This window comes from Nocardia sp. SSK8 (assembly GCF_037034205.1).
Classification (GTDB): domain Bacteria; phylum Actinomycetota; class Actinomycetes; order Mycobacteriales; family Mycobacteriaceae; genus Nocardia.
Genome location: NZ_JBAGKD010000005.1, coordinates 63723 through 78130, shown reverse-complemented (window position 1 = coordinate 78130; position 14408 = coordinate 63723). Strand labels below are relative to the sequence as shown.

Here is a 14408-nt window from a genome sequence, read left to right as displayed (position 1 = left end):
CATCCGAGTGACCACTCGCACGGCAAACGCGCCGATGTCCATCAACGCTGGCCGCGTCGGACATTCCGGGCGCTGGGAGCCCCACAACAGCTGACGCCGTTGTGAATAGGGTGACGGTTCGCGCCCGCCTCGTCAAGTGGCGCGGCACAGTCTGTCCGGGAAGTGAGATCGCCTGGCGCGCTGCGCATCCCCCGGCCACAGCGGCGGCCATTTTACCCGCGACACGCCGAGTGCGCCAATCCACGGAACCGCCGCTCAACGCCCGTTTTCCGGCCCTGGAACGCAGCGAGCCCCGGCCGGGAGGGCCGGGGCTCGCTGGCGTGGGGAACGGCGCTCAGCCGTTGCTCTGGCCGTGCGGAACCGTCTTGCCGAAGACCTCGGTGGGCGCGTCGGCGCCGTAGGCCGCCATCACCTGGGTGTCGTCGGACTGGTCCAGCGACTCGCGGATCGCGACCTGGGCGGCGTGCGGCAGGGTATGCATGATCTCGCGCACCCGAGCCTGCCTGCGGAAGACCGCCTGGCGCACGGGCATGCCCGGCTCGGCCTTCATCTGCGGGATGATGCCCTCGATCTCCTCGGCGCCACCGTGGTGGTGACCGGCGTCGACGAGCGCCTGCTCGCGCGCCATCTGCGCCTCGTCCTTCTCCTCGGACATACCGATCGGGCCGATCATGCGACCGTTGAGGAACTGCTTGACCACCGGCTCGTCACTGGTGAGCAGCACCTCGCGGGGGCCGAACATCACCAGGTTGCGGCGGAAGAGCATGCCGATGTTGTCCGGCACGGTGCGGGCCAGGTTGATGTTGTGCGTCACGATCAGGATCGTGGCGTCGATCTGGGCGTTGATGTTGAGCAGCAGCTGGGCCAGGTACGAGGTACGCACCGGGTCCAGACCGGAGTCGGGCTCGTCGACCAGGATGATCTGCGGGTCCAGCACCAGCGCGCGGGCCAGGCCGGCACGCTTGCGCATACCGCCGGAGATCTCGCCGGGGAGCTTGTTCTCGGCACCGAGCAGACCGGTGAGCTCGAGCTTCTCCATGACGATGCGCTTGATCTCGCTCTCCGACTTCTTCGTGTGCTCACGAAGCGGGAAGGCGATGTTGTCGTAGAGGTTCATCGAGCCGAACAGCGCGCCGTCCTGGAACAGCACACCGAACAGCTTGCGAATCTCGTAGAGCTCCTTGTTGGAGCAGGTGGTGATATCGGTGCCATCGATGAAGATCGACCCGCGCTCGGGCCGCAGCAGACCGATGAGCGACTTCAGGAACACCGACTTACCCGTACCCGAGGGGCCGAGCAGCGCGCTCACCTCACCCGAAGGGAGCGTGATCGACACGTCCTGCCAAATTCGCTGGGAACCGAAGGATTTGGTAACACCCTCGGTCCTGACCTCGACGCCCACGCCTACCTCCATTGATCACTGCGAGCACCCCACCCGCTGTCCGCACGCGATATCACGGCGGCACCTCACGACACTGTGGGTCCGGTCACTGTATCCCATCAGTGAGACAGGGCACACCCTTCATATGACTGAAGAGTAACCCACCCGGTTGATACAGCGTGTATCACCTTCGCATGTCCCCACAAATAACAAGCGGGCGGCCCCCGGAAAGGGAGCCGCCCGCTCGAGCGCGAAGCGCGGAATTACTTGACCGAAACCTTGGCGCCGGCCTCTTCCAGCTTGGCCTTGGCAGCCTCGGCGGCGTCCTTGGCGACCTTCTCCAGGATCGGCTTCGGGGCACCCTCGACCAGGTCCTTGGCTTCCTTCAGGCCCAGGCCGGAAACGATCTCACGGACCACCTTGATGACCTGGATCTTCTTGTCGCCCGCGCTCTCCAGCACGACGTCGAACTCGTCCTGCTCCTCGGCGGCGTCAGCGGCGGCACCCGGGGCGGCAGCGGCGGCAACGGCGACCGGCGCGGCAGCGGTGACCTCGAACTTCTCCTCGAACGCCTTCACGAAGGAGGACAGCTCCAGGAGGGTCATCTCCGAGAAGATGTCGAGCAGCTCTTCGGTGGACAGCTTGGCCATGATATTTCCTTTCGATGGTGAATGTCTGTGTGCGCGGGCGGTAACACCCGAGCGGGGGTATTACTCGGCAGCGCCTTCGGCCTGCTTCTTGTCCGCCAGGGCGGCGGCCAGACGGGCCACCTGACCGGCAGGAGCCGAGAACAGCCCGGCAGCCTTGGACATGTTGCCCTTCATCGCACCGGCCAGCTTGGCCAGCAGGACCTCGCGGGTCTCCAGGTCGGCGATCTTCTCGACCTCGGACACGGACAGCGCGGCGCCGTCCATGTAGCCGCCCTTGATGATGAGCGCCTTGTTCTCCTTGGCGAAGGTCTTGAGCGCCTTCGCGGCGTTGACCGGCTCACCCTGGATGAAGGTGATGGCGGTCGGTCCGACGAACAAGTCGTCCAGGCCCTCGACGCCCGCTTCCGCGGCCGCGAGCTTGACCAGGGTGTTCTTGGCGACGGAGTACGTGGCCTCGGCGCCGAGCGCGCGACGCAGCTCGGTGAGCTTGCCGACCGAAAGACCACGGTATTCCGTGACAACGGTGGCCGTGGAGTTCTTGAACTGCTCCGCGATCTCCGCGACAGCGGTGACCTTTTCAGGCTTCGCCATACTTCGCCTCCTCTCTGATGTCGGTTCGTGAACGCGCACTACCGAATCAGGGGCCGGCGACAAAACTAACGCCCCGGACGCAGGGCGTACCGGGGCGCGAAAAGATCGGCCTCAGCTCTCCCTGCGTGGGCCGCCGGCAATGTCGCCGGACCTTCGATCGACCCCGCACAGGCGGCATCGACGACCAACGGTCTTCGGTAGAACGAATGGGTAGTCATCGAACAGGTCGATGACCGGAGTCCACTGTACCGGCACCTCCCCCCATCTGCCAAAACGAGTCCACCGGGCCTCTATTCCTCTGAACTTCCTGTGGTGTAGGTCACTTCACAGAGCAGATGTGGCAGCAATCCCACCGGAAAAGTGTTACGTCCGGTGACAGTAATCTGCTTCACTGCTTTGCTATGGCAACCTCCATAGTCGCTCCACCAGTGCTGCTGGACCGGCGTCCGCAGCGATTCCTCGCCCTCGTCGTCATCTGCCTGGCCGAATTGCTGGTGGTGCTCGACAACACCATCGTCAATGTCGCCCTGCCCTCGATCGGCGTCCAGCTCCAGACCGGCGTCTCCGGCCTGCAGTGGGTCGTCGACGCCTACACCCTCACCTTCGCCGGACTACTGCTCGCGGCGGGCAATCTCGGCGACCGCTACGGCCGCCGCCGGATCATGATCGTCGGCCTGATCGGCATCGCGGTGATGTCGGTCGGCGGCGCGCTGGCCGACTCGATGACGCAGGTCATCGCGGCCCGCGCGGCCATGGGCGTGTTCGCCGCCGCGGTCTTCCCGGCCACCCTGGCCCTGATCATCAATATCTTCACCGACCGGCGCGAACGCGCGCTCGCCATCGCCGCCTGGACCGCCATGGCCGGTTTCGCCATCGCCATCGGCCCGATCTCGGGCGGCTGGCTGCTCGAGCACTTCAGCTGGCACTCGGTGTTCTGGATCAATGTGCCGGTGGCGCTGGTGGCGCTGATCGCCACGCTGCTCTGGGTGCCCGAATCCCGCTCCGAATCGGTGGGCAAGCTCGATCTGCCCGGTATCGCGCTCTCGATCGCGGGCATCACCCTGGTGGTGTGGGCGATCATCGAGGCGCCGCACAACGGCTGGCTCTCGCTGACCACGCTCGGCACCGGGCTGCTCGGCGCCGTGCTGCTCGCCGCGTTCGTCACGTGGGAATTGCGTACCGCCGCACCGATTCTCGATATGCGACTGTTCCGCAATCGCCGATTCTCGTTGCCCGCCTTGGCTATTGCCGTCGGCTACTTCTCGATGTTCGGATTCCTGTTCCTGATCACCCAGTATTTCCAGGGCGTGCGCGAATACACCCCGCTCGAATTCGGTATCGCGTCGCTGCCGTTCGCGTTCTCGGTCGCCATCGGCGCACCGGTGGCGACGCTGCTCGCGCAACGCGTCGGCACCACCGCGGTGCTGGTGATCGGGCTGTTGCTCACCGGGCTCGGCCTGTATCTGGGTGGGCAGGTGACCGTGGACAGCAGTTATCTGATCGGCGTGCTGCCGTCGATGGTGTCGATGGCGCTGGGCCTCGGCATCGTGCAGGGCCCGGCCACGGAGTCGATCATGTCGGCGCTGCCGCTGAACGAGGCGGGCGCGGGCTCGGCCGTCAACGACACCACCCGCGAGATCGGCGGCACCCTCGGCGTGGCCGTGCTCGGCTCGATCGTGGCCTCCTACTACAGCAGCCGGATCGGCGCCCGGGTCGACGCCATCCCGCTCGGCATCATGAACGCCAATGAGAAGAGCCTGGTCAAGGCCAGTCCGCTCAGCGTGCTGGAGCTGCGCAAACGCGAGCTCACCCCGTTCCTGGAGACCCAGCGCGAGAACCTCATCGTCGCGATGAAGACCGCCACCCTGCAGGGCGCGCACACCGCGTCGCTGGTGGCGGCGGGCGCGGTCGCCGTCTGCGCGGTGATCGTGGCGATCTTCCTGCCGTGGAAACCGCAGGGTGGGGAATCGGTGCTGCTCGGCTGGCGTGCCAAGGACGACGCCGAGCACTGATCGGGACGGCGCCCCGGGCTGATCCGCAGTCCGGGGCGGCTGGCGCGCTAGGTGCGCGGCCAGCGCGCGGAGTGCACGATCAGTTCGCGAGGTGCGCGGCCAGTTCGGCCAGCACGACGGAGACGCCGTCGCGGAACTCCGGCGGGCGGACCAGACCGTCCTCGCCGAGATCGGCGGCGAGCACCGGCAGCCGCGCACACGCCCGCTCGACCACCTCGGCCCCCACATAGCCGAGCACCGTCGACAGGGTGGCGACCGCGCCCTCGCCGCGGCCGGGCACCGCCACCGTCAGCCAGGCGGTGGGCTTCTCGTGCAGGTCAGCGGTCCCGACGGTCCAGTCCAGCAGGTTCTTCATGCTGCCCGGCAGCGTGCCCGCGTATTCGGGCGTGCAGACGAGCACCGCGTCGGCGGCCGCCAGCTCAGCGCGCAGCGCGGCGACGGCCGAGAAGTCTTCCGGATCTGCACCGGGCACGAAGGCGGGTAGTTCCCGCAGGCCGGGATAGAGGTGGGTGTCGATCCCGGGCGGCGCGAGGGCAGCCACGGTGCGCAGGGCTGCGGTATTGGTCGAGCCGTCCCTGGTGCTTCCGGAGATCAGCAGAATTCTGGTCACATCGGGGCACAACCGGCCGTGCGGGCCGGATAGTCCCCGGAAAACCGCGAGGGTGGGAACGCAGTGCGTTCCCACCCTCGTGGTCGATCAGGAGCTACCTGTCAGTGAAGCTCACGCATCCTCGTCGAGGAGGTTGCGGGTGCGGTTCGGGTCCACCGGGATGCCCGGTCCGGTGTTGGTCGAAACCGTGATCTTCTTGACGTAGCGACCCTTGGCGGTCGACGGCTTCACACGCAGGATCTCGTCCAGCGCGGCACCATAGTTCTCCACCAGCTTGGCGTCGTCGAACGAGGCCTTGCCGATGACGAAGTGCAGGTTGGCCTGCTTGTCGACGCGGAAGTTGATCTTGCCGCCCTTGATGTCGTTGACGGCCTTGGTCACATCGTTGGTGACGGTGCCCGTCTTCGGGTTCGGCATCAGACCGCGCGGGCCGAGGACACGCGCGATGCGGCCGACCTTGGCCATCTGGTCGGGGGTGGCGATCGCGGCGTCGAAGTCCAGCCAGCCGCCCTGGATCCGCTCGATCAGGTCCTCGGCGCCCACGGCGTCGGCACCGGCGGCCTCGGCCTCGGCGGCCTTCTCACCGGCGGCGAACACGATGACGCGGGCGGTCTTACCGGTGCCGTGCGGCAGGTTGACGGTGCCACGGACCATCTGGTCGGCCTTGCGGGGATCGACGCCGAGACGGACGGCGACCTCGACGGTCGCGTCGGTCTTGGTGGTCGAGGTCTCCTTGGCCAGGCGCGCGGCGGCCAGCGGGGAGTACAGCTTGTCGCGATCGACCTTCTCAGCAGCGGCGAGATACGCCTTGCTTCGCTTTGCCATGTTTCTCTGTCCTTAAGTTTCTGAGTTCAGATGTGGTGTTACGGGCCTGGCCGGCCCTCCCACAGTGAGCGAGGGGTTCGCTCAGCCTTCGACGGTGATACCCATCGAACGCGCGGTACCGGCGATGATCTTCGCGGCCTGATCGAGATCGGTGGCGTTGAGATCCTCGGCCTTGGTCTTGGCGATCTCCCGGACCTGGTCCATGGTGACCTTGGCGACCTTGGTCTTGTGCGGCTCGGCCGAGCCCTTCTGCACACCGGCGGCCTTGAGCAGCAGCTTGGCGGCGGGCGGGGTCTTCAGCTTGAAGTCGAACGTCCGGTCCTCGTACACCGAGATCTCGACCGGGATGACGTTGCCACGCTGCGACTCGGTCGCGGCGTTGTACGCCTTGCAGAACTCCATGATGTTGACGCCGTGCTGACCGAGCGCGGGGCCGACCGGAGGAGCCGGGTTGGCGGCGCCTGCCTGGATCTGCAGCTTGATGAGCCCGGCGAGCTTCTTCTTCTTGGGGGGCATCTTTCTTCCTTGGGTTTCGGGTTCCTTACGGTTGCCGTAAGCCTGTTGCGGGATCACTCCCACGCCGGGTCCAAACCCGGCATTCGCGCACGACCGCACCGCCGGGCGGAAAACGCCTGGCGCGGGTCTGCACACGAACTGTCACACTCTACCGAACCGCGGCACGGCCACCGCAGGCGGGGAGGTGGGTAAACGGCAACGGCACCGCCGAAGCGGTGCCGCTACCGAAGCTGGATCGAGCTAGATCTTGGAGACCTGGGTGAAGTTCAGCTCGACCGGGGTCTCGCGACCGAAGATCGAGACGAGCACCTTGAGCTTCTGCTGCTCGGCGTTGACCTCGCTGATGCTGGCGGGCAGCGTGGCGAACGGGCCGTCCATCACGGTCACCGACTCGCCGACCTCGAAGTCGACCTCGATGATCGGCTTGGCCGCGACCTCGCCCGAGGACTCGGTGGACGTGGTGGTGGTCGCCGCGGCGGCCGCCTTCTTCTGCTGCGCACCGGCCGGGACCAGGAACTTCACGACCTCGTTGATGGTCAGCGGGGTCGGCTTGGCGCCGGGGCCGCCGCCGGTCATCCCGACGAAACCGGTGACACCGGGGGTGTTGCGCACCGCGCCCCACGACTCGTTGTTCAGTTCCATCCGGACCAGGATGTAGCCGGGCAGCACCTTGCGGTTGACGTGCTTGCGCTGGCCGTTCTTGATCTCGGTGACCTCTTCGGTCGGCACCTCGACCTGGAAGATGTAGTCCTCGAGGCCGAGGTTCTGCACGCGGGTCTCGAGGTTGGTCTTGACCTTGTTCTCGTAGCCGGCGTAGGAGTGCACGACGTACCAGTCGCCGGGGACGCGGCGCAGCTTGGCCTTCATCGACTCGACCGGGTCGGCTTCGGGGTCTTCCTCGGTGGCGACCTCCGCGGCGGGGGCCTCGTCGGCAGCTGCGTCCTCGGTGGCGGCCTCGACCTCGTCGGTGGCGGTCTCCGCCGCGACAGCGTCGTCAACCGGGAACTCGTCGTTGGTGTCGTTCTCCGGGGTGCTCACTGAGGCACTCGCTTCCTGTGTCGTCACGTACATCCTCTGGCCGGGTCAGGTCGGGCGCGCGGCGCGCACTCCGCCGTTCCACCCGGGATCGGCTACCGGCGTTGTGTCGGCGATCAGCCGAACAGCCAGTCGATACCCTTGACGAACGCCACGTCGATCCCGGCGATGAACGCGACCATGAAGACCACGAACACCAGAACGACGGCCGTATAGGTGACCATCTGCTTCCGGTTGGGCCAGATCACCTTGCGCAGTTCCGCGATGACCTCTCGCAGGAACTTGATCAGCCGCTTGAACGGATTGCCCGTCTTGGCCTTACCAGCGTTCTTGTCCGCCTTGCGCGCGGCCGAGGGCCGATCGAGCGTGGCGACCGAACCGGTGTCCGCCGGAGAATCCGACGTACGCGCACGGCGAGCTGTCCGCTTGCCGCTCGGCCGAGTGGCAGCGGCGGTGTCGTCGCCGTCTTCGGCGCGAGTTTCCCGCTCGTCCGTCACGTCGATCCTTCCTCGTCGCTGGCATTCAGGGCAGGGGCGACAGGACTTGAACCTGCAACCTGCGGTTTTGGAGACCGCTGCTCTGCCAATTGAGCTACGCCCCTTCGGTTGGACCGGCCTGAGCCGCTACGTCCAACCACAGTCGATATTCATTTATCGAGCTCTGGTGTCACACAACATGCGCGCCGCCTTCGAGGGGAGCCAGCTCCCCGGGAAGATCAGCGCGCAGCAGCCGGTGACCCCAGAGCTCCGAGTGTACGGTACCGCGTGCGGTATTCGCCAATCCGGGGCAGGTGTCCAGGTCAGGACAGCTGCACGGTGGCCGTAGCGCGCCCGAAGATCTTCTTCCCCGCCGACTTCGCCGTGATGGCGACGACCGCGGTGCGCGTTTCCGGATCCACCGATTTCACCTTACCGGTGAATTCCACCTCGGCCGGGGACTCCGCGCCGACATACACCGGACTGGTGAAGCGGACGTTGTACTCCTTGACCGCGCCGGGATCACCCAGCCACGAGGTGACGAAACCGCCGCCGAGGCCCATCGTGAGCATGCCGTGGGCGACCACGTCGTCCAGGCCGACCAGCTCGACGATCTCGTCGCTCCAGTGGATCGGATTCGCGTCGCCGGAGACGCCGGCGTAGTTCACCAGGTCGCCGCGGGTCAGGCGCACCGTGCGCGGCGGCAGCGCGTCGCCCGCGGCGATGCTGTCGAAAGCCAGCGCGTGGGTGCTCACGATCGGCGCGGGCGCCTTGGTGACCGGGTCCGGGGCGATCGGGATGTCGGCGGGGGCGTGGTGGGCGGGCTCGTCCTCGCCGAGGCCGTGCATGAGCACATTGCGCACCGCGTCGGACATCCTGGGATCGATGTCACCGCCGCTGCGGCCGATCAGGGTGGTGTAGGTGGTGAGCACCAGCTCGTCGTCCTGGGCGGTGACAATGTTCTTGGTCACGATGATGTCGCCACCGAAGGCCTGCCGGAACGAGTGCAGGTACACATCGCAGGTCAGCTGGTCGCCGACCCGGATCGGGCGGTGGAATTCCAGGATCTGGTCGGTCTGCATGATCTGGCTCAGGTCGTAGCCGGTGACGATCTGCTCGAACAGCTTGCGCTGGGCCAGGATGCCGACCAGGGAGATGAAGGTGAGCGGGGCGAGCAGGCCGTCGTGGCCGTATTCGCGCGCGACGTCCTCCTCCCAGTGCACCGGGTGGTAGTCCTGCACGGCGCGGGCGTATTCGCGCACCTTCTCGCGGCCGACCTCGTAGAAGTCGTCGACGCGGTAGTGGTGGCCGACCATCGCCGTCGCGTGCGCGGCGGGATCGAACGGTGCGGCGGCTGCGGCGGAGACCGCTTCGTCAGTTCCGGTGTTCAGTGTCACAAGGGGGACCTTACTCACCGGTCACCACCGCGTTCGCCCACGGGGGTCGGCGGGCGGGAACACGAAAAACGCCGAAGGCCGGACTCTCGTCCGGCCTTCGGCGTGAAATCTGAGGTGCTGAATCAGCGCGACTCGCGGTGCGCCCGGTGGGTTCCGCAGTTCGGGCAGAACTTCTTCAGCTCGAGACGATCCGGGTCGTTACGCCGGTTCTTCTTGGTGATGTAGTTGCGGTGCTTGCACTCTTCGCAGGCCAAGGTGATCTTTGGCCGGACATCGGTGGACTTCGCGGCCACGATATGCCTTCTTTCCGGTCTGGGCTGAGTCGTTATTGGTAGCGATGGCCGGACTTGAACCGGCGACACAACGATTATGAGTCGTTTGCTCTACCGACTGAGCTACACCGCCACGGCGGACCTATTACGATGGCACCGGCGGGAAAGTCGGCTACCACCGGCAATCCGGCGAGCCCCCTAACGGAATCGAACCGTTGACCTTTTCCTTACCATGGAAACGCTCTGCCGACTGAGCTAAGGGGGCATGACTACGTGGCACAGAGTCTGTATCGGCGGGCCGATCAGCGTGACCCCGTGCTCCGGCGTCCTGAAGAAGATTACACACTACCAGGCGAGAGCACCAAATCAGCTGGTCAAGGCATGAATTTACTGCATTCAATGCGATGCATCGCAGTCAACTGCGGGACCGTCGGCCGAGCCTGCCCAGCGACGCATCCAACTGTGCGGACCCCACATACCAAAGAACCCCGCCGATCTGATGATCGACGGGGTTCGATGTGGCAGATGTAGGATTCGAACCTACGTAGGCTTTCACCGACAGATTTACAGTCTGCTCCCATTGGCCGCTCGGGCAATCTGCCTTGTGCGCCGTTTCCGGTGCGCTGAGCAGCTTACAACGAACCCACCCCGCCAACGCAAACCGCCTGCACAGGACCCCTGCGAGCACGGGTGGCGGGGCCGTACGGGTACAACTGTCTCGGTGGCCGGTAGACCTCCGGCCCCGGAGTTTGCCGGACCTTCAGGGACAGGAGCGCAGTGTGGCTGATTCGTCATTCGACGTGGTGAGCAAGGTCGATCGGCAGGAGGTCGACAATGCGCTGCACCAGGCGGAGAAGGAGCTGAACTCCCGCTACGACTTCAAGGGCACCGACGCTTCGATCGCGTGGTCCGGTGAAGAGGCCATCGTGCTGACCGCCAATGCCGAGGAGCGGGTCAAGGCCGCGCTCGAGGTGTTCAAGGAGAAGCTCATCCGCCGCGACATCTCGCTCAAGGCGTTCGACGCGGGCGAGGCGCAGCCCTCGGGCAAGGTGTTCAAGATCACCGGCACGCTGGTGCAGGGCATCGACACCGAGAAGGCCAAGAAGATCAGCAAGAAGATCCGCGACGAGGGTCCCAAGGGCGTGAAGGCGCAGATCCAGGGCGAGGAGCTGCGAGTCAGCAGCAAGAAGCGCGACGACCTGCAAGCGGTGATCTCGCTACTCAAGGGCGAGGACTTCGGCATCGCACTGCAGTTCGTCAACTACAGGTAGTGCGGCGGCGGCACTCAATGACGGTGGGTGCCGCCTGCCATTTCCTCCAGGCGCTTGATGCGTTCGGCCATCGGGGGGTGGGTGGAGTACCAGCGGGCGATGCGGTCGCCCGCGCGGAACGGGTTGGCGATCATCAGGTGCGATTCGCTGGTGAGCTTGGGGTCCGGGGGCAGGGGGGCCGCCTGGACGCCGCGCTCGATCTTGCGCAGTGCCGAGGCCAGGGCCAGCGGGTCGCCGGTGAGTTCGGCGCCGGACTGGTCGGCCTGATACTCCCGTGACCGGGAGACGGCCATCTTGATCAGGCCCGCGGCGAGCGGGCCGAGCAGCGAGACCAGCAGCACGCCGATGATGTTCGGGCCCTGACCGTCGCGCCCGCCGAAGGAACCGGCGAACAGCGCCATATTGGCCAGACCGGTGATCACCGAGGCCATCGCGCCCGCCACCGACGAGATCAGGATGTCGCGGTTGTAGACGTGCGAGAGCTCGTGGCCGAGCACCGCGCGCAACTCGCGCTCGTCGAGCAGTTGCAGGATGCCGCTGGTACAGCAGACCGCCGCGTGCCGCGGGTTGCGGCCGGTGGCGAAGGCATTGGGCGCGTTGGTGGGGCTGATGTAGAGCCGCGGCATGGGCTGGCGCGCGGCGGTCGCCAGCTCACGCACGATGCGGTAGATGACCGGGGCTTCCAGCTCGCTCACCGGCTGCGCGTGCATGGCCCTCAACGCGAGTTTGTCGCTGTTGAAATAGGCGTAGGCGTTCATGCCGACGGCCAGCACGATCGAGATGACCAGGATCGTGGGACTGCGGAACATCGCCCCGATGGCGACGATCAACGCCGACATCCCGACCATCAAGCCGAACGTCTTGATCCCATTGGGCATGGTTGTGCAACGTCGCCGGGGTGGGGAAAGTTCCGGTTATCCCACGCGCTCGATGGTGTACCGGACCAGGCGGGTGAGGGCGTCGTTGGCCGGACCGGCGGGCAGCGCGGCCAGTTCGGTGTCGGCGAGGTCGGCGTAGGACTGGAGCTTGTCCTTGGCCTTGGCCATGCCCGGCGAGCGGCGCAGCAGGTCGAGGGCCTCGTCGACCTCGGCGTCGGTTTCCAGCGGACGCGCCAGCAGGGTGCGCAAGCGGTCGCCGTCGGCGCCGGACTCGCGCAGGGCGTAGAGCACCGGCAGGGTGTGCACGCCTTCGCGCAGGTCGGTGCCGGGCGTCTTGCCGGACTGCTCGGCCGAGGACGAGATGTCGATGATGTCGTCGGAGATCTGGAAGGCGGTGCCGACGGCGTCACCGAGGCGGGCCAGCCGCTCGACGTGCTCGGCGCTCGCGCCGGAGAAGGTGCCGCCGAAGCGGCCCGCGGCGGCGATCAGCGAGCCGGTCTTCTCCCACACCACGCGCAGGTAGTGCTCGACCGGGTCCTGGGACTTCTTGGCGCCCATGGTTTCCCGCATCTGGCCGGTGACCAGTTCGGCGAAGGTCTCGGCGATGATTCGGACCGCGTCGGGGCCCAGCGTTGAGGTCAGCCGGGAGGCGTGCGCGAACAGGTAGTCACCGGACAGGATGGCGATGCTGTTACCCCAGCGCGCGTTGACGCTCACCGCGCCGCGCCGCTGCGGGGCCTCGTCCATCACGTCGTCGTGGTACAGCGTGGCCAGGTGCACCAGTTCCACCACGGTGCCCGCGGTGACCAGGGCCGGGTCGGTCGGGTTGGGGCCCAGCTGGCCGGTGAGCAGGGTGAACAGCGGCCGGAAGCGCTTGCCGCCCGCGCGGGCCAGATGCAGGGCGGCTTCCTGGAGGAAATCCTCACCGTCGGAGAGTTCGTCCACGAGCAGCTTCTCGACCGCGGCCAGGCCGTCGCGCACGGTGGTCGCGAGTTCGGGATCGACGAGATCGACCCCGGCAACCACGGTGCTCTCGTCGCTCACAGCCGATGCGCTCATGTTCTTCTCCCAGTGAATGGTCCGACCCCGACGGGTAGCAACCTAGCGTGTTCCGGGGCCCACGCCGATGAACACCGTCACACACTGACTATTCCCCGTGTACCCGACACTCTCGCACAGCGCCCGCAGGTGCCAGTATTGAGACATGGGTTCACCGGATCTCACCCCCGCCGACCGTGCTCCGCTGCCCGCCGCCGTCGAGGTGCTGGTGGTCGGAGCCGGGCCCGCGGGCTCGGCGTCGGCGGCCTGGGCCGCCCGGGCCGGCCGCGATGTGCTGCTGCTCGACGCGGCGATCTTCCCGCGCGACAAGACCTGTGGTGACGGGCTGACCCCGCGCGCCACCGCCGAGCTCGAGCACCTCGGCCTGGGCGAATGGGTGCGCGCGCACACGGTCAACCACGGGCTGCGGATGGCCGGTTTCGGCCGCGAGGCGCTGCTGCCCTGGCCGGGCGGGTCGTTCCCGACCTACGGAAGCGCCGTTCCGCGAACCGAACTCGACGACAAGCTGCGCGAGACCGCGATCAAGTCGGGCGCTCGAATGGTCGACGGCGCGAAGGTCACCGAGGTGCTGCGCGACGGCGAGCGGGTCACCGGGGTGACGGTGCGGCTCGGTGCGCAGACCCACACCGTGCGCTGCGAGACGCTGGTGGTCGCCGACGGCGTGCGCTCCCCCGTCGGCAAGCAGCTGGGCCGCACCTGGCACCGCCGCTTCGCCTACGGCACCGCCGCGCGCGCCTACATCAAGTCCGGGCGCAGCGACGACCAGTGGATCTCCTCGCACCTGGAACTGCGCAACGCCGACAACGAGCTGATCCCCGGCTACGGCTGGATCTTCCCGCTGGGCAACGGCGAGGTGAATATCGGCGTCGGCTCGCTGGCCACCGAGGCCCGGCCCTCGCACATCGCGCTCAAGCCGCTGCTCGAGCACTACACCCGGCTGCGCCGCGAGGAATGGCAGTTCGAGGGCGAGCTGCGCGCGGTGGCCTCGGCGCTGCTGCCGATGGGCGGCGCGGTCTCCGGGGTCGCCGGGCCGAACTGGGTGCTGGTCGGTGACGCGGCGGGCTGCGTCAACCCGCTCAACGGCGAGGGCATCGACTACGGCCTCGAGGGCGGGCACATGCTCTCGGAACTGCTCGACGAACGCGACCTGCGCGCGGTGTGGCCGCAGCTGCTGCGTGAGCGCTACGGCCGGACCTTCTCGGTGGCCCGCAGGCTGGCCGGGCTGGCCACCCATCCGCGGATGGTGCCGCTGGGCGGTCCGCCGGTGATGCGCTCGAAGTACCTGCAGCGCACCGCGGTCCGGGTGATGGGCAACCTGGTCACCGACGAGGATCTCGACCTCACGGCGAAGGCCTGGCGGGCGGCGGGCCGGGCCTCGCTACGCGCCGACGATCTGGCCCCCTTCAGCTGACGGTGCCGCCCGGTGGACGGCACC

Annotated in this window: 15 protein-coding genes and 4 tRNA genes; 3 read left to right on the top strand and 16 right to left on the bottom strand. The window is 67.1% G+C overall.

Features of this window, described 5'->3' with window-relative positions:
- Positions 1–334 precede the first annotated feature (334 nt).
- The 3 genes from WA675_RS11735 to rplJ form a co-directional block, all read right to left on the bottom strand.
- A complete protein-coding gene (locus WA675_RS11735) occupies positions 335–1414 on the bottom strand; it encodes an ABC transporter ATP-binding protein (RefSeq protein WP_336084271.1) in 1080 nt (359 codons plus the stop codon).
- A 230-nt stretch (positions 1415–1644) separates the two neighbouring features.
- On the bottom strand, positions 1645–2031 hold the full coding sequence (gene rplL, locus WA675_RS11730; RefSeq protein WP_336084270.1) for a 50S ribosomal protein L7/L12: 387 nt from the start codon (positions 2029–2031) through the stop codon (positions 1645–1647).
- Positions 2032–2091: 60 nt separating this feature from the next.
- Positions 2092–2622, bottom strand: coding sequence for a 50S ribosomal protein L10 (gene rplJ / locus WA675_RS11725; protein WP_336084269.1), 531 nt, complete (start codon positions 2620–2622; stop codon positions 2092–2094).
- A 401-nt stretch (positions 2623–3023) separates the two neighbouring features.
- Here rplJ and WA675_RS11720 point away from each other — a divergent pair, with 401 nt between their 5' ends.
- Positions 3024–4634, top strand: a complete 1611-nt coding sequence (locus WA675_RS11720; protein WP_336084268.1) for an MFS transporter — start codon at positions 3024–3026, stop codon at positions 4632–4634.
- A gap of 79 nt (positions 4635–4713) precedes the next feature.
- Here WA675_RS11720 and WA675_RS11715 read toward each other — a convergent pair whose 3' ends face one another.
- The 11 genes from WA675_RS11715 to WA675_RS11665 all read right to left on the bottom strand — a co-directional run bounded on the left by WA675_RS11715 (position 4714) and on the right by WA675_RS11665 (position 10367).
- Positions 4714–5244 (bottom strand): NADPH-dependent FMN reductase, encoded by a 531-nt coding sequence (locus WA675_RS11715; RefSeq protein ID WP_336084267.1) that lies wholly within the window; start codon positions 5242–5244, stop codon positions 4714–4716.
- Between the two features lie 111 nt (positions 5245–5355).
- Positions 5356–6069: a 50S ribosomal protein L1 gene (rplA, locus tag WA675_RS11710; protein WP_336084266.1), complete on the bottom strand. Its 714-nt coding sequence runs from the start codon at positions 6067–6069 to the stop codon at positions 5356–5358.
- Between the two features lie 81 nt (positions 6070–6150).
- Positions 6151–6585: a 50S ribosomal protein L11 gene (rplK, locus tag WA675_RS11705; RefSeq protein WP_336084265.1), complete on the bottom strand. Its 435-nt coding sequence runs from the start codon at positions 6583–6585 to the stop codon at positions 6151–6153.
- 240 nt (positions 6586–6825) lie between these two features.
- Positions 6826–7623, bottom strand: a complete 798-nt coding sequence (nusG, locus tag WA675_RS11700; protein ID WP_336084530.1) for a transcription termination/antitermination protein NusG — start codon at positions 7621–7623, stop codon at positions 6826–6828.
- A 113-nt stretch (positions 7624–7736) separates the two neighbouring features.
- Positions 7737–8117, bottom strand: a complete 381-nt coding sequence (secE, locus tag WA675_RS11695) for a preprotein translocase subunit SecE (protein WP_336084264.1) — start codon at positions 8115–8117, stop codon at positions 7737–7739.
- 31 nt (positions 8118–8148) lie between these two features.
- Positions 8149–8221 (bottom strand) — tRNA-Trp (locus WA675_RS11690).
- A 198-nt stretch (positions 8222–8419) separates the two neighbouring features.
- On the bottom strand, positions 8420–9487 hold the full coding sequence (locus tag WA675_RS11685; RefSeq protein WP_336084529.1) for a fused (3R)-hydroxyacyl-ACP dehydratase subunits HadA/HadB: 1068 nt from the start codon (positions 9485–9487) through the stop codon (positions 8420–8422).
- A gap of 128 nt (positions 9488–9615) precedes the next feature.
- A complete protein-coding gene (gene rpmG, locus WA675_RS11680) occupies positions 9616–9786 on the bottom strand; it encodes a 50S ribosomal protein L33 (RefSeq protein WP_019049401.1) in 171 nt (56 codons plus the stop codon).
- A gap of 36 nt (positions 9787–9822) precedes the next feature.
- Positions 9823–9898 (bottom strand) — tRNA-Met (locus WA675_RS11675).
- 59 nt (positions 9899–9957) lie between these two features.
- Positions 9958–10030, bottom strand: a tRNA-Thr gene (locus WA675_RS11670).
- A 254-nt stretch (positions 10031–10284) separates the two neighbouring features.
- Positions 10285–10367, bottom strand: a tRNA-Tyr gene (locus WA675_RS11665).
- A 177-nt stretch (positions 10368–10544) separates the two neighbouring features.
- Between WA675_RS11665 and WA675_RS11660 the strand changes: the two genes are divergently transcribed.
- The gene (locus WA675_RS11660; protein WP_071930525.1) at positions 10545–11036 is read left to right on the top strand and encodes a YajQ family cyclic di-GMP-binding protein; all 492 of its coding nucleotides are present in this window, start codon (positions 10545–10547) and stop codon (positions 11034–11036) included.
- 14 nt (positions 11037–11050) lie between these two features.
- Here the strand turns inward: WA675_RS11660 and htpX are convergent, their stop codons facing one another.
- Both htpX and WA675_RS11650 read right to left on the bottom strand, forming a co-directional pair.
- Complete coding sequence (htpX, locus tag WA675_RS11655) at positions 11051–11914, bottom strand: zinc metalloprotease HtpX (RefSeq protein ID WP_336084263.1); 864 nt, start codon at positions 11912–11914, stop codon at positions 11051–11053.
- Positions 11915–11950: 36 nt separating this feature from the next.
- Positions 11951–12973: a polyprenyl synthetase family protein gene (locus tag WA675_RS11650; RefSeq protein ID WP_336084262.1), complete on the bottom strand. Its 1023-nt coding sequence runs from the start codon at positions 12971–12973 to the stop codon at positions 11951–11953.
- 145 nt (positions 12974–13118) lie between these two features.
- On the opposite strand from WA675_RS11650, the gene WA675_RS11645 reads away from it, so the two are divergent.
- Positions 13119–14384: a geranylgeranyl reductase family protein gene (locus WA675_RS11645; protein ID WP_336084261.1), complete on the top strand. Its 1266-nt coding sequence runs from the start codon at positions 13119–13121 to the stop codon at positions 14382–14384.
- Positions 14385–14408: the final 24 nt, after the last annotated feature.

Bases quoted from the DNA above. Each gene is read 5' to 3' on its own strand.
- WA675_RS11735 (WP_336084271.1), bottom strand. From the start codon at position 1,414: ATGGAGGTAGGCGTGGGCGTCGAGGTCAGGACCGAGGGTGTTACCAAA.
- htpX (WP_336084263.1), bottom strand. From the start codon at position 11,914: ATGCCCAATGGGATCAAGACGTTCGGCTTGATGGTCGGGATGTCGGCG.
- WA675_RS11650 (WP_336084262.1), bottom strand. From the start codon at position 12,973: ATGAGCGCATCGGCTGTGAGCGACGAGAGCACCGTGGTTGCCGGGGTC.
- rplL (WP_336084270.1), bottom strand. From the start codon at position 2,031: ATGGCCAAGCTGTCCACCGAAGAGCTGCTCGACATCTTCTCGGAGATG.
- WA675_RS11720 (WP_336084268.1), top strand. From the start codon at position 3,024: ATGGCAACCTCCATAGTCGCTCCACCAGTGCTGCTGGACCGGCGTCCG.
- rplA (WP_336084266.1), bottom strand. From the start codon at position 6,069: ATGGCAAAGCGAAGCAAGGCGTATCTCGCCGCTGCTGAGAAGGTCGAT.
- WA675_RS11645 (WP_336084261.1), top strand. From the start codon at position 13,119: ATGGGTTCACCGGATCTCACCCCCGCCGACCGTGCTCCGCTGCCCGCC.
- rplK (WP_336084265.1), bottom strand. From the start codon at position 6,585: ATGCCCCCCAAGAAGAAGAAGCTCGCCGGGCTCATCAAGCTGCAGATC.
- rplJ (WP_336084269.1), bottom strand. From the start codon at position 2,622: ATGGCGAAGCCTGAAAAGGTCACCGCTGTCGCGGAGATCGCGGAGCAG.